This window comes from Glycomyces sp. MUSA5-2 (genome assembly GCF_037034145.1).
Lineage (GTDB): Bacteria > Actinomycetota > Actinomycetes > Mycobacteriales > Micromonosporaceae > Glycomyces > Glycomyces artemisiae.
Map to the genome: position 1 here is coordinate 48,361 of NZ_JBAGKG010000005.1, position 19,177 is coordinate 67,537.

Consider the following 19,177-nt stretch of genomic DNA (forward strand, 5'->3'; position numbering starts at 1 on the left):
CGTGCAGAACAGCAATCAGATCCCGTCGGCCGAGGCGTTCGAGAACCACGCCGCAGGCATCAAGTCCAAAGTGGTCGACCGGGTGGCGCAGGCCGCCGACGCCGCGCAGCAGAAGGGCTACGGCGACCTCCTCGACTTCGGCATCGTCAACCTGCCGTTCGCGGGCGGCGCCGCCGACCTCAAGAACAAGGCCGTCGAAGCCCTCGGCCTCGCCGTCGACGGCACCGAGGAGCTCGCCGCGCAGATCAAGGAGACCGGCCAGGCGTACCACGACAACGACGACGCGGTCGCCCAGACGTTCAACGAGTTCACCAGCGAGACGGAGCAGCCATGAACGACCTCATCGTCAACCCCGACAAGTCCGTCCCCGGCGCCGGGACCTTCACCGGCGCGAAGGCCCTCCACAGCGCCCAGCTCCTCGCGAACTCCGAGACCGACCTCGAAAAGGGCCTCAACGGCACCGTGATGGCCCTCGACATCATCGGCATGGTCCTCAACCCGCTCATGGGGTTCGCGAAAGCGGGCGTCGGGTTCCTCATCGAGCACGTCGGGCCGCTGCGCGACTTCCTGGAGATCCTCGCGGGCGACCCCACGTCCATCAACGCCACCAAGGACACCTGGAAGAACATCGAGGCCGCCCTCGACCAGGCCGCCACCGACCTCGTCGGCGACGCGGGCACCGTCGCCGACTGGACCGGCGACGCCGCCGACGCCTACCGCGACCGCCTCGCCGACTTCGAGGCCGCGATCCGCGCCGCGGGCTCGGCCTCCGGGAGCATCGCGAAGTACATGGAGGTCATGGGGATCTGGACCGCGGTCACCCGCGCGATCATCCTGGAGGTCATCTGCGAGTTCGTGGCCCGCGCCGTCATGTACGCGCTCGCGGCGCTGGCGGCCTCGTGGTTCACCTTCGGCGGGTCGTTCGCGGCCATGATCTCCGGCGTCATCGCCGACGCGCTCGTCCAGATCGCGAAGATCATGACGCACCTCGCGAAGCTCGGCAACGCGATGTCGAAGCTCGCGGGCCGCTTCCCGAAGGTCGCCGGGTCGCTCGACGACGCGGGCAAGGCCGTGTCGAACCTCGGCATGAAGGGGTACGTCAAGACCGGCTACAAGAACATCGCCTACAACCGCAAGGCCCTCGACCAGCAGGAGGCGGCCATCGCGGCCGGCAAGAACACCAAGGGCATCGGGAAGATGACGGGGACGCAGGGCGACAACGGGGCCGAGATCTACAAGACGCTGCGCAGCCCGTGGGGCTCGGGCAACATCCCCGGCACCGGCGGCCTCAAGCCGATCTACGACAGCAAGGTCATCCCGCAGATGACCTTCAAGGGGCACGAGATCACCGAAGGCAAGAGCATCGCGAAGATCATCGGCGGCTACCCGATGACCGGTGCCAAGGGCGGCATGAAGGGCGCCCCCGCGGCCACGCAGGACCCCGCGCCGCCGGAGAGCCAGCAGCAGCAGTGACGCTCGGGACCGCAGCGCCCTTGACGGTCAGGCGTTGCGGTCCCAGATCATCCTGAGGCCGTGCAGGGTCAGGTTCGGCTCGTAGTGGGTGATGGTCTCGCACTGCTCGATGACCACGGGCGCGAGGCCGCCGGTGGCGACGACCGCTCTGACCTCGCCGCCGAGCTCGGCGGTGATGCGGCGGACCAGGCCGTCCACTTGCGCCGCGGTGCCGTAGACCATGCCGGACTGGAGGCACTCGACGGTGTTCTTGCCGATGACGCTGCGCGGCTTGACGAGTGGGATCTTCAGCAGGTTCGCGGCCCGCGAGGCGAGGGCGTCGATGGAGATCTCGATGCCCGGAGCGAATGCGCCGCCGAGGAAGTCGCCCGCGTCGGAGATCACGTCGATGTTGGTCGACGTTCCGAAGTCGACGGTGATGCACGGACCGCCGTAGAGGTGGAACGCCGCGTACGTGTTCGCGATGCGGTCGGGTCCGGCCTCGCGCGGGTTGTCGATGCTCAGGCGCACACCGGTCTTCACGCCCGGCGCGATCTGGACGAGGCGCGCGTGCGGGTAGTACCGCTGCGCCATCTTCGCGACCTCGGCGCCCTGCTGCGGCACCGTGGACGACAGCGCTATCCCCGAGAGGTCGACGCCGTCGCCGTCGAGGAGGGCCCGGAACGTCAGGCCCAGCTCGTCGGCGGTGGCGTGCGGGTCGGTGCGGATCCGCCACGAGTGCTTGAGGGTCTCGCCGTCGAACACGGCCAGGACCGTGTTCGTGTTCCCGATGTCGACGCACAGCAGCACGGCTACTCCTCGAAGTCCAGGCCGATGTCCAGAATGGGCGAGGAGTGCGTCAGCGCGCCCACGGAGATGTAGTCGACGCCGGTGGCGGCGTAGTCGACCGCGCTGTCGAGGGTGATCGTGCCCGTGGCCTCCAGCTCGGCGCGCTCGCCGACCGCTTCGACGACCTCGGCGAGCTCCTTGGGGCTCATGTTGTCGCACAGGAGGAACACGGCCCCGGCGGCGACCGCTTCGAGGGCCTCCTCGATGATCTCGACCTCGACCTGGACGTCCACATCGGGCTCGGCGGAGCGGACCGCGTTGAACGCCTCGGTGATCGAGCCCGCGGCCTCCTTGTGGTTGTCCTTGATCATGGCGACGTCGTACAGGCCCATGCGCTTGTTGTCGCCGCCTCCGGCGCGGACCGCGTACTTCTCGAAGGCGCGCAGGCCCGGCGTGGTCTTGCGGGTGTCGAGGACGGTGGTGTGCCAGTCGGCGAGGACGTCGGCGAAGCGGCGGGTGTGAGTGGCGACGCCGCTGATGCGGCACAGCAGGTTCAGGGCGGTGCGCTCGGCGGCGAGGAGCGAGCGGGTGGGGCCGGTGACGCGGGCGAGGACCTGACCGGCGCGGATGCGCGCGCCTTCCTTTGCGAGGTAGGTGAACTCGATGTCCCCGGGCATGGCGTGGAAGACCGCGTGGGCGACCGGGAGGCCCGCGAGGAGCCCGTCGGCGCGGGCGGTGACGGCCACGGTGGAGGTGTGCTCGGGGCCGAAGATCGACTCGGAGGTCACGTCGCGGCGCGCGTGGGAGAGGTCCTCATCCAGGTAGTCCTGGACGGCGACGTACACGTCCTCGGGGTCGAGGCGGCAGGCGAGCAGCCGCTCGTCCAGTCCGGCCCCGCCGGGGACTTCGGCGAATCTGCTCATCTGATGGGCTCCCAGGTGGTTTCGAGCTCCCCGTCGGAGCTGATGGACAGGCACAGGTGGCCGAGCCAGGCGTCGGCGGCGTCGGGGTGGTCCTCGCGCCAGTGGCTGCCTCGGGTCTCGCGGCGGCGATGGGCCGCGGCCGTGACGGCGGCCGCCACGGTCAGCAGGTTAGTTGCCTCCCATGTGGCCGGTCGCGGACGTCCGGACACATTGTCCCCCAATGCCGTGAGCGACGCCGCGGTGGCCTCCAGTGACGATTCGGAGCGGAGCACGCCCGCGCCTTTCGTCATCGCCTCCTGGAGGGGCGCGCGGGAGGTCGTGGAGCAGACGGTGCCCTCGCCCTCGGGGAGCTCGGGGACGCCGGGGCTCGGCTTGCGCTCGGCGAGGTCGTCGGCGATGCGCTGCGCGAACACGAGCGCTTCGAGCAGGGAGTTGGAGGCGAGCCGGTTGGCGCCGTGCAGGCCGGTGCAGGCGGCCTCCCCGGCGGCGTAGAGGCCGGGGACGCTCGTGCGCCCGTGCAGGTCGGTGCGCACGCCGCCGGAGGAGTAGTGGGCGGCGGGGGCGACGGGGATCATGTCGCTCACGGGGTCGACGCCGATGGCGCGGCACGACGCGGTGATCGTCGGGAACCGGTGCTCCAGCATGTCGCGGCCGAGGTGGCGGGCGTCGAGCCACATGTGCGGCTTGCCTTCGGCGATCATGCGGTTGGTGATGGCCTTGGCGACGACGTCGCGGGGCGCGAGCTCGGCGAGTTCGTGGCGGCCGACCATGAACCGGTCGCCGGTGAAGTCGCGGAGGTACGCGCCTTCGCCGCGGAGCGCCTCGGAGATGAGCGGCTGCTGGTCGACGCGGACCGCGTGCGCGTCCTGGAAGTGTCGGTCCCCGGGGATACCGTCGGGACCGAGTTCGGGGCTTCCGGCTTCGGTGCCGCCGCCGGGGCCGGAGGCGCCGGGCCGACCGCGCAGGCCTTGGACGCCTGCGACGTACAGGGACGTCGGGTGGAACTGGACGAACTCCAGGTCGGTCACGGTCGCACCGGCCCGCAGCGCCAGCGCCACGCCGTCGCCGATGGACACGGAGGGGTTGGTGGTCGACTGGAAGATCTGACCGAGGCCGCCGGTGGCGAGCACGACCGCGCGGGCCTCGACGCCGCCGACACCGTGCTCGACGCCCTCGCCGAGGACGTGGAGGCTCACCCCGGCCGCGTGGCCGCGGGCGTCGGTGAGCAGGTCGAGGACCATGGCGTTCTCGATGATGCGAATCCACGGGTCGCGCAGGACCGCGGCGTGGAGCGCGCGCTGGATCTCGGCTCCGGTGGCGTCGCCGCCGGCGTGGACGATCCGGCGGGCGCGGTGGCCGCCTTCGCGGGTGAGCTGGAGTGAACCGTCGGGGTCGCGGTCGAACTCGGTGCCGAGGTGGATGAGGTCGGCGATGCGTTCGGGGCCTTCGGTGACGGTAACGTCGACGGCCGCGGGGTCGCAGAGGCCGACGCCGGCGATCTGGGTGTCGCGGGCGTGCGCCTCGGGGGTGTCGTGCGGGTCGAGCACGGCGGCGACGCCGCCCTGCGCCCAGCGGGTGGAGCCGTCGTCGATGTGGACCTTGGTGACGACGGTGACGTGGAATCCGGCCTGCCGCAGGTTGAGCGCGCAGGTGAGCCCGGCGACGCCGGAGCCGATGACGCACACGTCGGTCGTCTCGGTCCATGACGGCGCGGCGGCGCGCAGCCGCCGCGGCAGGCGGGGCAGGTGCGGGAGCGCCCCGGCCTCCGGCCCAGTGAACACGGGTGGCACGTGCCGTCGCCCTTCTAGCCGGGTCGGCCCGGTCGCCCGGGGACCCGCTCGGTGTGCGCGCCGACGGGCGCGCGGTTCGGATCAACTGTGCCCTCACGGGGCGCCTCCGCGCCAGCGGACGTGACGATCGCGTCACACGGAGAGGCGCAAACACGAAGGATGCGCAGGTTCACGGCCGCCCCCGCTTTCGAGCGTGCCCGAGGGGTCCGACAGGGGTGTTGCGGCGGAGATCCGGGGAGGGCGCGGTTCGCAGCGGCGAGGCGGGCGGGAATGCGAAGGATTCGCGGGTTCGCTGGCGCCCCCGCTTTCAAAGGTGCCTTGGGGGTGTGACAGCGGATTCGCTGCGAGGTTGTGCGGTCGGGAATGTGAGTGATTCGCCGGTTCGCTGGCGCCCCCGCTTTCAAGCGTGCCCGAGGGGTGCGACAGGAGCGCCGGGCCCGGCCTGTGCCGCTGGTGGCGGTGCAGGCCGGGCCCGGGTTCGCGGTGGTCACGGGTGGGGTCAGCCTCGGGCGGAGGCGCGCTGGACGAAGTCGGCGAGGTCCGCGGACTGGGCCAGGCGGGACGGCTCGTGGACGTACATCATGTGGCCGGCCGGGTAGGTCTTGGTCTCGATGCTGGCGCGCGCTTCGAGGGGGATCTCCAGGTGGTCGAGGGTGTACTCGATGGCCTCGACGGGGACGCCGCCGTCGTAGCGGCCCATGGCGACGTGGACCTTCATGTGCGGGTTGAGGCGCATGGCGTTGCCGAGCTTGCCGATGACGTCGACGGCCTCGCCCTCGAACTCCTTGTACGACCACGGGTGCACGGCGCGCGAGAGCCGCTCGTAGACGTGCTCGTTCTCGTATTCGAGCTCGGTGCGCACGTAGTGCTGGAGCGCGGCCGTGTACGGCCCGTCGGTGCCGATGAGGAACGGGTCGTACGGCATCCGCTCGTACGTGTAGTGGTCGGCGGGCCCGGTGAAGCGGGTGTCGAGGCGGCCGGTGACGAGTCGCTTGTGGCGCAGCAGCTCCGCGTAGAAGCGGGTGTGCTCCAGGCGCAGGTTCGCGGCGTCGACGTAGTCCTCGGAGACGCCGGTGAGGGAGGCGATCTTGGCGACGGCGGCGGCGCGCTCTTCGGGCGCGAGGTTCTGGCCCTTGGCGAGGACGGCGCGGTACTCGTCGGCGTAGGCGCGGGCCTCGGCGACGAGGTCGTCGAGGTCGCGGTCGGGGTGGAGCCCGTGGTAGTGCGCGGTGACCGCGTACATGGGGAGGAACAGCGGGCCGGGCAGGTCGGAGCGGCTGGTGTGGAACAGCGTCTCCATGTTGAACGCCGGGGCGATGAACATGACGCCGTTGAGGGCCAGGCCGAACCGGGTGAGGAGGTACTCGGCGATGCCGGCGCCGCGGGTGCCGCCGTAGGACTCGCCGATGAGGAACTTCGGCGACAGCCAGCGGTTGTTCCGCGTGGTCCACAGGCGGATGATCTCGCTGACGGACTCGATGTCCTTGGTGAACCCGTGGTAGTCGCGGGGGTTGCCGCCCTCGACGGCGCGCGACCAGCCGGTGGAGATCGGGTCGATGAACACCAGGTCGGTGTGGCGCAGGAGGGTCTCCTCGTTGTCGAGGAGGCCGTACGGGGGCGGGGTGAGGTTCCCGGCGTCGCCGGAGTCGACGCGGCGCGGGCCGAGCAGGCCCATGTGCAGCCAGATCGAGGACGAACCGGGGCCGCCGTTGAAGGCGAAGGTGACCGGCCGCTCGGTGACGTCGGCGTCGTCGAGGGTGTAGTACGTGATGGAGACCTCGGCCTTGGGCTTGCGGCCGTTGAACTTCTCGTCCTCGGTGACCTCCTCGTGGAACACGATGCGCCCGGTGGTGGCCGTGTACGCGAGGTCGCCCAGGGTGTGGCGGGTGGTCTTCAGGTCGTCGACGGGGTCGGGCTTGTCGGCCTTCTTGGCCTCGTCGGCGGTCGCTTTGTCGGCGGTCTCGTTCTTCGGTTCTTCGCTCATGAGTCTGTAACTTACCGCCCGGCTAGTGGCGACGCCACCACGTTGCCCGCCGTTCCGGGCGCGGGGTGCGCCTTGTCGGCGTTGACCTCGATGATCTCGTTGCGCTCGTTGACGTGAACGACGGTGGGCTTGAACGCCCGCGCCTCCGCGTCCTCCATCTGCGCGTACGAGATGAGGATCACAAGGTCCCCGGGGGCGACGAGGCGGGCGGCCGCGCCGTTGATGCCGATCACGCCCGTGCCGCGCTCCCCGGCGATCGTGTACGTCTCCAGGCGCGCGCCGTTGGTGATGTCGACGATGGCGACCATCTCGCCGTCGAGGATGTCGGCGGCGTCGAGCAGGTCCGCGTCCACGGTGACGGACCCGACGTAGTGCAGGTCGGCCTGGGTGACGGTGGCGCGGTGGATCTTCGACTTGAACATGGTGCGGATCATCGGGCGTCTCCTACTTTCACGGGGGCGTTGTCGATCAGGCGGGTCGTGCCCGCCTTCGCGGCGATGAGGATCCTCGCCGGGCCCCGGTCGGGGGCCTCGCCGAGGTCGTTCGCCCGGACGGCGACATAGTCGACGTCCAGGCCGGGCTCGGCCGCCAGGACCTTCTGGGCGGCGGCGAGCGGGTCGGGGGAGGTCTGGGCGGCCTCGATCGCGCGGGGGATCGCGAGCGCGGCGGCGCGCTCGGCCGCCGACAGGAACACGTTGCGGCTCGACCGGGCCAGGCCGTCGCCTTCGCGGTCGGTGGGGACGGCGACGATCTCGATCCCCATGTCGAGGTCGCGCACCATGCGCCGGACCATCGCGAGCTGCTGGAAGTCCTTCTCGCCGAACATCGCGACGTCAGGGCGGGTCAGGTGGAACAGCTTCGCGACGACGGTGAGCACGCCGGTGAAGAACCCGGGCCGCGACGCGCCTTCGAGGAGCTCCCCGTCCGGGCCCGCGTGCACCGTCGTCAGGCCCTCGCGCCCGTCCGGGTACATCTCGGCGACGCTCGGCGCGAACACGAGGTCCACGCCGTCGGCCTCGCAGATCGCCAAGTCCGCGTCGAGGGTCCGCGGGTACTTGTCGAGGTCCTCGTTCGGGCGGAACTGGAGCGGGTTCACGAACACCGTGACGATCACCGAGTCGGCGACCTCCTTGGCGCGCTTGAAGTTCGCGCGGTGGCCCGCGTGGAGCGCCCCCATGGTCGGGACGACCGCGACGCGCCCGGGCAGGGCGGCGCGGGCCTTCGCCAGGTCGGCCTTGGTGTGAACGAGCGCCGTCATGGCGTCTCCTCCTTGTCGGGGTGGGCGAGCACATCGAGCAGGCCCTCGGCGTCGGCGCTCTTCAGGCGCCCCGAGTCGAGGGCGCGCTCGGCGGTGCGCCGGGCCATGGCCCGGTAGGTCTCGGCGATGTCGGTGCCCGCGAGGGCCTCCAGGTGCCGGGCGACCGTGCCCGCGTCGCCGCGGGACACCGGCCCGGTGAGGGCCGCGTCGCCGTGCCGCAGGGCGTTGTCGAGCGACGCCGACACCAGCGGCGCCATGAGCCGCTCCGGTTTCGCGATGCCGATGGCGCGCAACTGGTCCGCGGCGTCGTTCACGAGGGTCATGAGGTGGTTCGCGGCGTACACGAGCGCCGCGTGGTACCGGGCCCGGTCGGCCTCGTCCACGTGCTCGGGCTCCCCGCCCATCTCCAGGACCAGCGCCTCCCCGACGAAGCGGGCCTCGGCCTCGCCGGTGACGGCCCACGAGATGCCGTTCAGGCGCTCCAGGTCCTCGTCGCGGCCCGTGAACGTCATCGCCGGGGCCAGCGCGATCGTCAGCGCCCCCGCGTCGCGCGCCGGGCGCAGCGCCTCGACGCCGAGCGCGCCGGAGGTGTGGACCCAGATCTGGCCGGGCCGCACGGGCAGCGAGGCCACGAGCGGGCCGATCGCGTCGTCGGGGACGGCCACGAGCACCAGGTCCGCGGCGGCGGCCACGTCAGGGGGAGGGAGGATCTCGGCGCCCGGGAGGTGCCGGGCGACGCGCTTGCGGGAGTCGTCGGATACGGCGGAGGCGGCCACCACGCGGTGGCCGGCGCGGGTGAGGGCCGCCCCGACGACGGAGCCGACCCGGCCCGCGGAGACGACGCCGACCGCGAGCCGTGAGGCCGGTCGCTGCGACGCGCCGCTGCGCTGCTGATCCATGATGCTGATCCAGTCCTTCGGAAGGTACCGGTCATTGCTTACGCGTTAATTGTGCGTCTCCGGCTCGGCAACGCCAGCCCGGGAGCCCCCGAGTGGTCATTCTCACTGCACGCCTAGGGTCGGTGCATGGCCGGATTCGAGCGGTGGGGCGAGGCGATGCGCCGCGCCCTCTACGGCCCCGGCGGGTTCTACCGGCGCGAACTCCCCGCGAACCACTTCGCGACCAGCGCCCAGACCAGGGCCTTCGCCGCCGCGATCGCACGGCTCGCGACCGAGACGGACGTGCGTCTCGGGCGGCCCGACGGATTCACCGTGGTCGACGTCGGCGCGGGCGGCGGCGACCTCCTCGCCCACCTCGCCGCGCTCCTGCCCGACCGCATCGCCCTCACCGCCGTCGAGCTCCGCCCCCGCCCGAGCGGCCTCCCCGAGCGCGTCGCGTGGACTCCTGAGCCGCCCGAGCGCATCACCGGGCTGCTCACAGCCTGCGAACTGCTCGACAACGTCCCCTGCGACATCGCCGTGGTCGACGCCGAGGGCGTCCGCCGCTACGAGGAGGTCGACCCCCGCGGGGCGGTCCGGTCCGGCGCGCGCCTCGACGCGGCCGACGCGGACTGGCTCGACCGGTGGTGGCCGGTCAAGGCCCCGGGCGAGCGCGCCGAGATCGGCCGCCCGCGCGACGAGGCCTGGCGCGCCCTGACCGCCCGCCTCGACCGGGGCACGACCCTCGCCGTCGACTACGGCCACACCGCGGACGCCCGGCCCGAAGGCGGCACCCTCACCGGCTTCAAGGACGGCCGCCTCGCCGCCCCGATCCCGGACGGCACCTGCGACCTGACCGCCCACGTCGCCGTCGACGCGATCGGCGCCGACCGCGTCATACGCCAGCGGGACGCCCTGCGGGCCTTGGGGATGCGGGGCGAGCGGCCGCCGCTCGGCCTGGCGCGCACGTCGCCCGTGGAGTACGCGCTGGCGCTCGCGGCGTCGGGCGAAGCGGCCCGGCTCGCCGACCCGGCGGGGCTGGGCGCGCACTGGTGGATGCGGACCGACAAGGACTGATGCGGCGCCGCGGCGTCCCGGGCGGCGCGTTCGGCCAGGTCCGCGGCACCGCGTCCGGCTCGGCTCAGACGGCGGCCTTCGCGCGGTACGCCGTGGGGCTCGTGCCTTTGCGGCGCTTGAACGCGTTGCTGAACCCGAACTGGTCGGCGTAGCCGACGGTGCGGGCGATCTGGGCGACGGTGAGGTCGGGGTCGGCGAGGAGCTCTTCGGCGAGCTCCATGCGCCGCGCCGTCAGGTACGTGAGCGGCGGCTCCCCCATGACCTCGGTGAAGCGCTTGGCGAGCAGCGCCCGGGACACGCCCGCCTGCAAGGCGAGCCCGGCGACGGTCCAGGGCGCGGCCGGGCGGGTGTGGATGGCCTCCAGGGCGGGCCCGGCGACGGGGTCGGCGAAGCCGCGGTACCAGCTCGGCGCGGCCTCGGCCTGCTCGTCGAACCAGGTGCGGAGCGTGCAGACCAGGCCCCAGTCGAAGAGGCGGTCGATGTACGCCTGCGTGCCGGGCTTGCGCGAGGCGAGGTCGTCGGCGCACACGGCGAGGAGCGAGGAGGTCTCGTCATCGTCGTCGACGACGACCACCGGCGGGAGGGCGCGCAGGAGCCGCTCGTGGCGGCGCCCGGTGGCCCGGTAGGCGCCCACGAACAGGTCCGTGGCGGGCCCGTCGCCGCCGGGCGGCGCGGCCTCGTAGGCGCATGCCTCGGGGTCGAAGCAGGTGAGCCAGTAATCGAGGTGCGGGCGCTCCACCGACGCCGCGTCGTCGGCCATGCGGAACGGCTCGTGGCCGCGCACGACCGCGGTCTGGCCCTCCTTCACGGGGACGGCGGTGCCGTCGGCGAGGAGGATCACGCCGCCGCCGCGGGCGACGGTGACCATGGTGAGCGGGGCCCGGTCGTCGAACCGGACCACCCAGGGGGCCTTGAGGAGCGCGTCGCCGAGGATCGCGCCTTCGGCGCGGATGCCGCCGAGGAGTTCGCTGAGCGGGTCCATGCCGCAATGGTAAGGAGGGGTCCGGGGGGATCACACCCGCGCGAGCAGCCATCCGATCCCGGCGATGAGCGCGATCAGTCCGAACGCGACGTAGATGGCCAGCTCGACCCAGTCGCTGGCGGACAATCGCCGCCAGAAGCCCTTGGGGGTCCGCTCGGGACCGCTGGAGTCGGGGGTGTCGTTCATCGCTCCAGCGTATTCAGGTCCCCGGGGCCGCGGCCACCGCCGCAAACGCTTTGACGGGCGGAGCACGTCCGACCACAATCGCGGGATGGGATTCGCAGACCTCTCAGGCGTGGGATACGTGCTCGGCGACGGGCGGACGCTGTTCTCGGACGTGTCGTTCCGTGTCGGCGAGGGCGCGAAGGTCGCGCTCGTCGGCGCGAACGGGACGGGCAAGACGACGCTGCTCCGGATCGTCACGGGCGACCTGAAAGCCGACTCCGGGACGGTCGCGCACGGCGGCGGCCTGGGCGTGATGCGCCAGCTCGTGGGCATGCGCGAGGGCGAGCGGCCGCTCGGGGACCTCGCCGCCGAGCTGGGCCCGCCGCGGCTGCGCGACATCTGGAAGCGCAGGCGGAAGGCCGAGGCGCGCATGGCGGGCGGCAACGAGCGCGACCAGCTTGCGTACGCGCAGGCCCTCGCCGACTGGGGCGAGGCGGGCGGGTACGAGTTCGAGGTCGTGTGCGACACGGTCGCGGTGTCGGTGCTGGGTCTGCCGTGGACGGAGGTCGAAGCCCGGCCGCTGCGCACGCTCTCGGGCGGCGAGCAGAAGCGGTTCGCGCTGCACCTGCTGCTCCGGGGCCGCGACGAGGTGCTCGTGCTCGACGAGCCGGACAACTTCCTCGACGTGCCCGCGAAACGCGAACTGGAGCAGGCGATCCGGGAGTCGGACAAGTCGATCCTGTTCGTCTCGCACGACCGGGAGGTCCTCGCCAACACCGCCGACCGGGTGGTGACGCTCGAAGCGGGCACGGCGTGGACGCACGGCGGCGGGTTCGCGACCTGGCACGAGGCGCGCACCAACCGCCACGAGCGGTTCGAGGAGCTGCGGCGCCGTTGGGACGAGGAGCACCACAAGCTGCGCGAGCTGATGCTCATGTACAAGAACAAGGCCGCGTACAACGACGGGATGGCCTCCCGGTACCGGGCCGCGCAGACGCGGCTGCGGAAGTTCGAGGAGGCCGGGCCGCCGCCGGAGCCGCCGCGCGACCAGGACATCCGCGTGAAGCTCGAAGGCGGGCGCACCGGCAGGCGCGCGGTCGTGTGCGAGCAGCTGGAGCTGGAGGACCTGACGTTCCCGTTCGACCTGGAGGTCTGGTACGGCGACCGCGTCGCGGTTCTGGGCGCCAACGGGACCGGCAAGAGCCACTTCCTGCGCCTGCTCGCCCGCGGCGGCACCGACCCCGAGCAGGGCGTGGTCGCCGAGCTGGAGCCGGTGCGGCACACCGGGACCGCGCGCCTGGGCGCGCGCGTCCATCCGGGGCACTTCTCGCAGACGCACGAGCATCCGGAGTTCGCGGGCCGCACGCTGCGCGAGATCCTGTGGGACGGCGACCGGGACCGGCCGTCGCTGGAGCGGTCGAAGGCGATGAGCGCCCTGTCGCGCTACGAGCTCGCGCTCCAGTCCGAACAGGACTTCGGGACGCTCTCGGGCGGGCAGCAGGCCCGCTTCATGGTGCTGCTGCTGGAGCTGTCGGGCGCGACGTGCCTGCTCCTGGACGAGCCGACCGACAACCTCGACCTGGCGAGCGCCGAGGCGCTCGAAGAGGGCCTGAAGTCGTTCGAGGGCACCGTCATCGCGGTGACGCACGACCGCTGGTTCACGCGCGGCTTCGACCGGTTCGTGGTGTTCCAGCGCGACGGCGAGGTCGTCGAGTCCGACGAGCCCGTCTGGGACGTTCGCTGAACCTCTTGCGCCGCATATAGAAGGCGCGACCGGGATCGCCACTGGTGGACGACGGTCCCGGCCGCGCCGGTCAGGGGCGGCGGGCGTTCACCAGGCGACGGGCAGCGTGTGGACGCCGTAGACGTTCATCTCGCTGCGCATGGGGATGTCCGCGGAGGGCACGGCCAGGCGCAGGCCCGGGAAGGCCGCGAAGAGCCTCGCGAAGCCGATGCGCATCTCGACGCGGGCGAGCTGCTGGCCCACGCACTGGTGGATGCCGTGGCCGAACGCGAGGTGCCCCTTGGCGTCCCGTTCGACGTCGAGGTCGCCCGGGTGCTCGTACCTGCCGGGGTCGCGGTTGGCGGCCTGGAGGGCGACGGTGACGTGGTCGCCCGCGCTGATGCGGCGGCCTTCGATCTCGGCGTCCTCCTTGGCGATGCGCATGACGCCGTTGTGGGCGACGGTGAGGTACCGCAGGAGCTCCTCGACGGCCGCGGGCCACAGCCCGGGGTCGGCGGTGAGGCGGGTGAGCTGCTCCGGGTGCTCCAGGAGCGCGATCGTGCCCAGGCCCAGCATGTTCGCGGTGGTCTCGTGGCCCGCGACGAGGAGGATGAGGCCGATCCCGGCGGTCTCGACGTCGTGGAGGTCCCCGTCGGCGGCGAGCACGGAGAGCATGTCGCCGCCGGGGTCGGCGCGCTTGGCGGGCACGAGCTGCACGAGGTACCCGAACAGCTCGGCCATGGCCTTGTTGCGCTCCTCCACGGAGAGCGAGAGGTCGAGCATGTCGGTCGAGTTGCGCTGGAACGCGTCCCGGTCGGCGTACGGGACGCCGAGCATCTCGCAGATCACCAGCGACGGGACGGGGAGCGCGAACTCGCGCACCAGGTCCGCGCCCGGCCCGGCGGCCCGGAGCACGGCGAGGCACCCGTCGACGATGCCGGCGATGCGCGGCTCCAGGTCCTTCATGCGCTTGACGGTGAACACGCCGGCGACCTTGCGGCGCAGGCGGGTGTGCTCGGGCGGGTCGAAGAACAGGAAGAACCCGGGCGGCACCTGCTCCGATATGGACACGAACACGTGCGGGAGGTCGGTGGGCGAGTGGACGAACCGCTCTGCGGTGGAGAACCGCGGGTCGGCGAGGATCCGCCGGGACAGGGCGTGCCCGGTGGCGAGCCACCCTTCGGCGCCGTCGGGGTAGTACCTGATGCGCCGCAGCGGCTCGTCCTGGAGCGCAAGGAGGGCCGCGGGCGGGTCGTAGCGGGTCTCCCTGCGGTAGGGCATCCCGTGCGGCAGGTCGTCGGATGGGGGCATGCGGTGTCTCCCTGTGCGCGAACGTGCTCGGCCAGTGATCCCACCAGGGAGGAGCCTATGGCCGTTCGCGCCGGGGCGCAACGGATCTGCGCCGCTTGTCCTTGATCCGACAGTGCCGCGGGCGGGCCTACGGCAGTTCGAGGAGCGCCTCGACGTACTGGGCGACGCCGTCGTCGTTGTTGCCCGCGGGGGCGATCTCGCTGGCCGCGGCCTGCACCCACGGGTGCCCGTTGGGCATGGCGACCGAGTGCCCGGCGGCGCGCATCATCGACAGGTCGTTGGTGGCGTCGCCGAAGACGAGCACGTCGGACCAGTCGATGCCGAACTTGTCGAGCACGACCTGGATCCCGGCGGCCTTCGTCACCCCCACGGGGCACACTTCGAGCATCCCGACGCCCGATTCGGTGACGGTGACCAGGTTCTCGTCGATGACGTCCTGCGCGGCGACGAGCAGCTCGGGGCCCGAGTGGTGGTCGGACACGAAGTAGCCCTTGACCATCGGGCCGGTGAACGCGACGTCCCGGGGCGCGGTCTCCAGGCGCACCGCCGGCCACGGCCAGTCGGGCATCTCGTCGCCGGTGAGCGGCCGGTCGGGGTCGGCGGGCTCGGCGAGCGCGCGCACCGGGCCGACCTCGGCTTCGATGAGCCGCAGCGCCTCGTGCAGGATCTCGCCGTCCACGGACCGGTCGGCGAGCTGCACGACCGTGTCGTCGTAGCGGCACTCGTACACGAACGCGCCCTGGCCGAGGACGAGGAAGTCCGCCGAGGGGACGTCGTTGCGGCACATGTCGAGCAGCCGCGGTCCGCGGCCGGTGGCGCCCACCAGGATCACCCCGGAGGCGGCGAGCCGCTTGAGCGCCGACATCGTTCGGGGGGAGACGGACTCGTCCGAGCGGACGACCGTCCCGTCGAGGTCCGTCGCGACGAGCTTCGGGAGCCGGGCCAGTTGGATCATGCGTCCTCCTCGGTAGTCTCGACCCGCTGCCGCGAATCGCTCGTTCGTCGAACCTCCGCCGGGATCAGGGGAACCAGCGGGCCAGCACCTTCGCGACGCCGTCCTCCCACACCGAGGGCGCGACCTCGTCCGCGGCGGCCCGCACGTCGGGGTCTGCCTGCGCCATCGCGACGGCGTGTCCGGCCCACGCGAACATGGTCAGGTCGTTGTGGGCGTCGCCGAAGACCACGGTGTCGGCCGATGATACGCCGTAGCGCTCGGCGATGCGGGCGATGCCGGTCGCCTTCGTCACCCCGGGCGGTCCGATGTCGACCCAGCCGTTGTAGCCGACCTCCACGTGGTACGCGAGCGGGTCGAGGGCCGCGCCCTCGGCGAGCCGCATCGCGTGCGGGCAGCGCGTGGCGCTCCCGTACTTGTTGTCGGAGGCCACGCGCGCGACGATCCGGGCCGCCGGGCGGTCCAGGAGGTCGTCGAGGCCGATGACCCCGGCCCACTTCGCGTGGAAGTCCCGCTTGAAGCCCTTCGTGTGCCACCAGCCGTCGAGGCCGTGCGCGACGGCGAACTCCACGGCCCCGTCCGCGGCGAGGAACGCCTCGACCGCGGACCGCACGTCCACCACGGCCTCGTAGGAGACCTCGCCGCGGCCCAGGTCGAACTCGGCGGCGCCGTGGTTCGCCGACGCGAACCCCTCGTCGAGCCCCAGGTCCGTGGCGGTGCGGATCGTGCCCCACAGGGCCCGGCCGGTGACGACCGCGACCGGCACGCCCGCCTCCCTGACCCGCCCGATCGCGTCGATCACGGCGCGGCTGGGGGTCGTGAGCTGCTCGTCGTGGTAGTCGACGACGGTGCCGTCGAGGTCCACGGCGACGAGCTTCGGGGGCTGCTCTCTGCTCAACGGGGCCGGGGCGATGTCTGACACGCCTCAACGGTAGCCCGGCGCGGGTGAACGGCAGGGTGTCGAGCGGCTGAACTCACGTGGCCGGCCTCATGAAAGCTGCAATCGCACCAAACACCCTCATCACTGGCCGAAGGGGCATACCGTGCGTACATGTCCGACATCACGATCGAACGCGTCTACGACTACCGCCGGGACCCGCAGCGGGCCGGGACGGTGTTCCTGGTCGACCGGCTGTGGCCGCGCGGGGTCAGCAAGGAGGACCTCGACGGCGTCGAGTGGGCCCAGGACGCGGCGCCCTCCCCGAACCTCCGCATCTGGTTCGGCCACATGGCCGACCGCTTCGAGGAGTTCACCGGCCGCTACCGCAGCGAACTCGACGGCCACCCCGAACGCGCCCAGCCGCTCCTCGACGCCGCCCGCCAGGGCCCCGTCACGCTCCTCTACGCCGCCAAGGACCCCGAGGTCAACCACGCCCTCGTCCTCAAAGCCTGGCTCGACGAGCAACTCTCGGATTAGCGCCGCCCGCCGAAATGTCGGACCCCCGTGGCACGGTCTTTGAACCGGGGGCCCGCAGGTTGGGCGGGACGCGCGACCAAAACGCGGCTTGGGCTGCCCGCGAACCGAACCGGCCGCCAGCGAAAAAACGGCCCGCCGACCTGGAGGTCGGCGGGCCGTTTCGTTGCCCCGGACTGCGTCCGGGCTACTTCTTCGGCTCGATGACGTCCTTGCCCAGGAACGGGCGCAGCGCCTTCGGCACCGACACCGAGCCGTCGGGCAGCTGGTGGTTCTCCAGGATCGCCACGATCCAGCGCGTCGTCGCGAGCGTCCCGTTCAGCGTCGCCGCGACCGCGTTGCGGCCCTGCTCGTCCCGGTACTTCACGTTCAGGCGCCGCGCCTGGAACGTCGTGCAGTTCGACGTCGACGTCAGCTCCCGGTAGCGCCCCTGCGTCGGCACCCACGCCTCGCAGTCGAACTTCCGCGACGCCGACGTCCCCAGGTCGCCCGCGGCCACGTCGATGACCCGGTACGGCAGCTCCATCTTCTGGAGCATCTGCTCCTCATAGGACAGGAGCTTCTCGTGCTCCGCCGCCGCGTCCTCGGGCCGGCAGTACGAGAACATCTCGACCTTGTCGAACTGGTGCACCCGGATGATCCCCCGCGTGTCCTTCCCGTACGAGCCCGCCTCGCGCCGGAAGCACGACGACCAGCCCGCGTACCGCACCGGCCGCGTCAGCTCGCCCAGGTTCTCCCCCGAGTGGTACGCCGCGAGCGGCACCTCCGAGGTCCCGACCAGGTACTGCTCGTCGCGCTCCAGGTAGTAGATCTCGTCGGAGTGCTCGCCGAGGAAACCCGTGCCCTCCATGGCGTCCGGGCGCACCAGCACCGGCGGGATCATCGGCGTGAAGCCCGTCTCCACCGCCTGCGCCATCGCCAGGTTCAGCATCGCCAGCTGGAGCAGCGCCCCGTCGCCGGTCAGGTAGTAGAACCGCGAGCCCGAGACCTTCGCGCCCCGCTCGGTGTCGAGCAGGCCCAGCGCGGTGCCGATCTCCAGGTGGTCCTTCGGGTCCTCGATCTCGGTGCGCTCGCCGACCTCGCGGAGCACCACGTAGTCGTCCTCGCCGCCGGGCGGCGCGGCCTCGGCGACCAGGTTCGGGATGGCCTTCCCGGCCGCGTCGAACGCCGCGGCCGTCTCGGTCACGCGCGCCTCGGCCTCCTTGACCTCGGCGGCCAGGGTCTTCGTGCGTTCGAGCAGCGCCTGCTTCTCGTCGGCGGCCGCGCCCGCGATCCGCTTCCCCAGGCCCTTCTGGTCGGCGCGGAGCGTCTCGAAGGCCTGGAGCGCACTGCGGTGCTCGGAGTCGGCGGAGAGCAGGGCGTCGACGGCGTCCGGGGACGCGCCCCGCTTGCGCTGGCTGTCGCGGTAGGCGTCAGGGTGCTCTCGCAGTGCTCGCAGATCAATCACGTCCACAGATTACCGGCCGGGCCGCGGGCCTCCCCAGCGCATATTGTGGGCGTGTGGCGGTAGATATGGACGAGGCGGACTTCGAGGCGGCGGTGTCGGACGCGCTCGACGCGGTGCCCGCCGAACTGATGGCGATGCTCGACAACGTGGTGATCCTGGTCGACGAGGAACCCGAGGGCACGGACAAGGATCTCCTGGGCCTCTACCAGGGCACGGCCCTCACCGACCGCGGCTGGGAGTACGGCGGGGTCCTCCCCGACACCATCACGATCTACCGCGGCCCGACCCTGCGCATGTGCTCCACGCCCGAGGAGGTCGTGGAGGAGGTCGCGGTCACGGTCGTCCACGAGATCGCCCACCACTTCGGCATCGAGGAGGAGCGCCTCCACGAACTCGGCTGGGGCTGACGGGGCCGCTTGCGGGCGGCGGGACCGCGCTTTGAGGGCAGCACAAACCGCCGTTCGGCCGCGCGTCCCGACCAACCCGCGGGCCCCCGGTTCAAAAACCGTGCCACAGGGGTCCGACATGCTGGCGGCGCCGCAAACACGAGGGTTTCACGCTAACGAGTTTGCAAATGCAAGCAGTTGTCAGCACTGGCGTCGCATCCGCGAGGTTATGCTCGTACGGTGACGACGTTTCGCATCGGGGAGGCCGCCGAGCTGCTCGGGGTCTCCGCCGACACCCTCCGCCGCTGGATCGACGCCGGGCGGCTCGACGCCGAGCGCGACGAGCACGGGCACCGGGCGATCACCGGCGCCGACCTGGCCGCGTTCGCCCGCGACCGGGCCGCCGCGCCCGACGGCAACGGGACCTCCTCGGCGCGCAACCGGCTGCGCGGCATCGTCACCGCGATCGTCAAGGACCAGGTCATGGCCCAGGTCGACCTCCAGGTCGGCCCCTTCCGGGTCGTGTCGCTCATGAGCCGCGAAGCCGTCGACGACCTCGGCCTTGAAGTCGGCTCGCTCGCGACCGCGGTCGTCAAGTCCACCAACGTCGTCGTCGAAGCCTGACGGCCAGCGCCGAACCGGGAGC

20 protein-coding genes are annotated in these 19,177 nt (G+C 72.0%); 7 read left to right on the plus strand and 13 right to left on the minus strand.

Annotated elements, in window-relative coordinates; translation table 11 throughout:
* Window position 1 precedes the first annotated feature (1 nt).
* Window positions 2-334 carry a type VII secretion target gene (locus WA640_RS16635; protein WP_106362947.1) on the plus strand — a complete coding sequence of 111 codons (333 nt, stop codon included), beginning with the start codon at window positions 2-4 and terminating at the stop codon, window positions 332-334.
* Window positions 331-1,473, plus strand: coding sequence for a hypothetical protein (locus WA640_RS16640; RefSeq protein ID WP_335989036.1), 1,143 nt, complete (start codon window positions 331-333; stop codon window positions 1,471-1,473). The genes WA640_RS16635 and WA640_RS16640 overlap by 4 nt, the downstream gene beginning before the upstream one ends.
* Before the next feature lie 27 nt (window positions 1,474-1,500).
* Here the strand turns inward: WA640_RS16640 and WA640_RS16645 are convergent, their stop codons facing one another.
* The 7 genes from WA640_RS16645 to WA640_RS16675 all read right to left on the minus strand — a co-directional run bounded on the left by WA640_RS16645 (window position 1,501) and on the right by WA640_RS16675 (window position 9,095).
* Complete coding sequence (locus tag WA640_RS16645; protein WP_106362945.1) at window positions 1,501-2,262, minus strand: type III pantothenate kinase; 762 nt, start codon at window positions 2,260-2,262, stop codon at window positions 1,501-1,503.
* A gap of 2 nt (window positions 2,263-2,264) precedes the next feature.
* Window positions 2,265-3,164 carry a carboxylating nicotinate-nucleotide diphosphorylase gene (nadC, locus tag WA640_RS16650; protein WP_335989037.1) on the minus strand — a complete coding sequence of 300 codons (900 nt, stop codon included), beginning with the start codon at window positions 3,162-3,164 and terminating at the stop codon, window positions 2,265-2,267.
* Entirely contained in the window at window positions 3,161-4,954 is a 1,794-nt protein-coding gene (locus WA640_RS16655) for an L-aspartate oxidase (protein WP_335989039.1), read from the minus strand. Before WA640_RS16655 ends, nadC begins: the two co-directional genes overlap by 4 nt.
* A gap of 499 nt (window positions 4,955-5,453) precedes the next feature.
* Window positions 5,454-6,938, minus strand: a complete 1,485-nt coding sequence (locus WA640_RS16660) for a S10 family peptidase (RefSeq protein WP_335989040.1) — start codon at window positions 6,936-6,938, stop codon at window positions 5,454-5,456.
* An 11-nt stretch (window positions 6,939-6,949) separates the two neighbouring features.
* Window positions 6,950-7,372 (minus strand): aspartate 1-decarboxylase, encoded by a 423-nt coding sequence (gene panD / locus WA640_RS16665; RefSeq protein WP_335989042.1) that lies wholly within the window; start codon window positions 7,370-7,372, stop codon window positions 6,950-6,952.
* On the minus strand, window positions 7,369-8,196 hold the full coding sequence (gene panC, locus WA640_RS16670) for a pantoate--beta-alanine ligase (RefSeq protein WP_335989044.1): 828 nt from the start codon (window positions 8,194-8,196) through the stop codon (window positions 7,369-7,371). The genes panD and panC overlap by 4 nt, the downstream gene beginning before the upstream one ends.
* On the minus strand, window positions 8,193-9,095 hold the full coding sequence (locus WA640_RS16675; protein ID WP_335989046.1) for a Rossmann-like and DUF2520 domain-containing protein: 903 nt from the start codon (window positions 9,093-9,095) through the stop codon (window positions 8,193-8,195). Before WA640_RS16675 ends, panC begins: the two co-directional genes overlap by 4 nt.
* A gap of 126 nt (window positions 9,096-9,221) precedes the next feature.
* On the opposite strand from WA640_RS16675, the gene WA640_RS16680 reads away from it, so the two are divergent.
* Complete coding sequence (locus tag WA640_RS16680) at window positions 9,222-10,151, plus strand: SAM-dependent methyltransferase (protein WP_335989047.1); 930 nt, start codon at window positions 9,222-9,224, stop codon at window positions 10,149-10,151.
* 64 nt (window positions 10,152-10,215) lie between these two features.
* On the opposite strand, the gene WA640_RS16685 is transcribed toward WA640_RS16680, so the two are convergent.
* Both WA640_RS16685 and WA640_RS16690 read right to left on the minus strand, forming a co-directional pair.
* A complete protein-coding gene (locus WA640_RS16685) occupies window positions 10,216-11,133 on the minus strand; it encodes an AraC family transcriptional regulator (protein ID WP_335989048.1) in 918 nt (305 codons plus the stop codon).
* Between the two features lie 30 nt (window positions 11,134-11,163).
* Window positions 11,164-11,319, minus strand: a complete 156-nt coding sequence (locus WA640_RS16690; RefSeq protein WP_181245659.1) for a hypothetical protein — start codon at window positions 11,317-11,319, stop codon at window positions 11,164-11,166.
* An 85-nt stretch (window positions 11,320-11,404) separates the two neighbouring features.
* On the opposite strand from WA640_RS16690, the gene WA640_RS16695 reads away from it, so the two are divergent.
* The gene (locus WA640_RS16695) at window positions 11,405-13,042 is read left to right on the plus strand and encodes an ABC-F family ATP-binding cassette domain-containing protein (protein ID WP_335989049.1); all 1,638 of its coding nucleotides are present in this window, start codon (window positions 11,405-11,407) and stop codon (window positions 13,040-13,042) included.
* A gap of 87 nt (window positions 13,043-13,129) precedes the next feature.
* Here WA640_RS16695 and WA640_RS16700 read toward each other — a convergent pair whose 3' ends face one another.
* From WA640_RS16700 to WA640_RS16710, 3 genes are all read right to left on the minus strand, one after another.
* On the minus strand, window positions 13,130-14,332 hold the full coding sequence (locus WA640_RS16700) for a cytochrome P450 (RefSeq protein ID WP_335989050.1): 1,203 nt from the start codon (window positions 14,330-14,332) through the stop codon (window positions 13,130-13,132).
* Window positions 14,333-14,459: 127 nt separating this feature from the next.
* Window positions 14,460-15,287, minus strand: coding sequence for an HAD family hydrolase (locus WA640_RS16705; protein ID WP_335989051.1), 828 nt, complete (start codon window positions 15,285-15,287; stop codon window positions 14,460-14,462).
* A gap of 64 nt (window positions 15,288-15,351) precedes the next feature.
* Window positions 15,352-16,206 carry an HAD family hydrolase gene (locus WA640_RS16710; protein ID WP_106362935.1) on the minus strand — a complete coding sequence of 285 codons (855 nt, stop codon included), beginning with the start codon at window positions 16,204-16,206 and terminating at the stop codon, window positions 15,352-15,354.
* Window positions 16,207-16,335: 129 nt separating this feature from the next.
* Between WA640_RS16710 and WA640_RS16715 the strand changes: the two genes are divergently transcribed.
* Window positions 16,336-16,701, plus strand: a complete 366-nt coding sequence (locus WA640_RS16715) for a DUF488 domain-containing protein (protein ID WP_106362934.1) — start codon at window positions 16,336-16,338, stop codon at window positions 16,699-16,701.
* Window positions 16,702-16,885: 184 nt separating this feature from the next.
* Here the strand turns inward: WA640_RS16715 and serS are convergent, their stop codons facing one another.
* The gene (gene serS / locus WA640_RS16720; protein ID WP_106363419.1) at window positions 16,886-18,145 is read right to left on the minus strand and encodes a serine--tRNA ligase; all 1,260 of its coding nucleotides are present in this window, start codon (window positions 18,143-18,145) and stop codon (window positions 16,886-16,888) included.
* Window positions 18,146-18,210: 65 nt separating this feature from the next.
* Between serS and WA640_RS16725 the strand changes: the two genes are divergently transcribed.
* Together WA640_RS16725 and WA640_RS16730 are read left to right on the plus strand one after the other, a co-directional pair.
* Window positions 18,211-18,552, plus strand: a complete 342-nt coding sequence (locus WA640_RS16725; RefSeq protein ID WP_442904777.1) for a metallopeptidase family protein — start codon at window positions 18,211-18,213, stop codon at window positions 18,550-18,552.
* A gap of 219 nt (window positions 18,553-18,771) precedes the next feature.
* Window positions 18,772-19,155 (plus strand): TOBE domain-containing protein, encoded by a 384-nt coding sequence (locus WA640_RS16730; RefSeq protein WP_106362932.1) that lies wholly within the window; start codon window positions 18,772-18,774, stop codon window positions 19,153-19,155.
* Window positions 19,156-19,177 lie beyond the last annotated feature (22 nt).

Excerpts from the sequence above, each read along its gene's own strand:
- WA640_RS16640 (WP_335989036.1), top strand. The coding sequence starts at position 331 with ATGAACGACCTCATCGTCAACCCCGACAAGTCCGTCCCCGGCGCCGGG.
- nadC (WP_335989037.1), bottom strand. The coding sequence starts at position 3,164 with ATGAGCAGATTCGCCGAAGTCCCCGGCGGGGCCGGACTGGACGAGCGG.
- WA640_RS16660 (WP_335989040.1), bottom strand. The coding sequence starts at position 6,938 with ATGAGCGAAGAACCGAAGAACGAGACCGCCGACAAAGCGACCGCCGAC.
- panD (WP_335989042.1), bottom strand. The coding sequence starts at position 7,372 with ATGATCCGCACCATGTTCAAGTCGAAGATCCACCGCGCCACCGTCACC.
- panC (WP_335989044.1), bottom strand. The coding sequence starts at position 8,196 with ATGACGGCGCTCGTTCACACCAAGGCCGACCTGGCGAAGGCCCGCGCC.
- WA640_RS16675 (WP_335989046.1), bottom strand. The coding sequence starts at position 9,095 with ATGGATCAGCAGCGCAGCGGCGCGTCGCAGCGACCGGCCTCACGGCTC.
- WA640_RS16680 (WP_335989047.1), top strand. The coding sequence starts at position 9,222 with ATGGCCGGATTCGAGCGGTGGGGCGAGGCGATGCGCCGCGCCCTCTAC.
- WA640_RS16685 (WP_335989048.1), bottom strand. The coding sequence starts at position 11,133 with ATGGACCCGCTCAGCGAACTCCTCGGCGGCATCCGCGCCGAAGGCGCG.
- WA640_RS16690 (WP_181245659.1), bottom strand. The coding sequence starts at position 11,319 with ATGAACGACACCCCCGACTCCAGCGGTCCCGAGCGGACCCCCAAGGGC.
- WA640_RS16695 (WP_335989049.1), top strand. The coding sequence starts at position 11,405 with ATGGGATTCGCAGACCTCTCAGGCGTGGGATACGTGCTCGGCGACGGG.
- WA640_RS16700 (WP_335989050.1), bottom strand. The coding sequence starts at position 14,332 with ATGCCCCCATCCGACGACCTGCCGCACGGGATGCCCTACCGCAGGGAG.
- WA640_RS16705 (WP_335989051.1), bottom strand. The coding sequence starts at position 15,287 with ATGATCCAACTGGCCCGGCTCCCGAAGCTCGTCGCGACGGACCTCGAC.
- WA640_RS16715 (WP_106362934.1), top strand. The coding sequence starts at position 16,336 with ATGTCCGACATCACGATCGAACGCGTCTACGACTACCGCCGGGACCCG.
- WA640_RS16725 (WP_442904777.1), top strand. The coding sequence starts at position 18,211 with ATGGACGAGGCGGACTTCGAGGCGGCGGTGTCGGACGCGCTCGACGCG.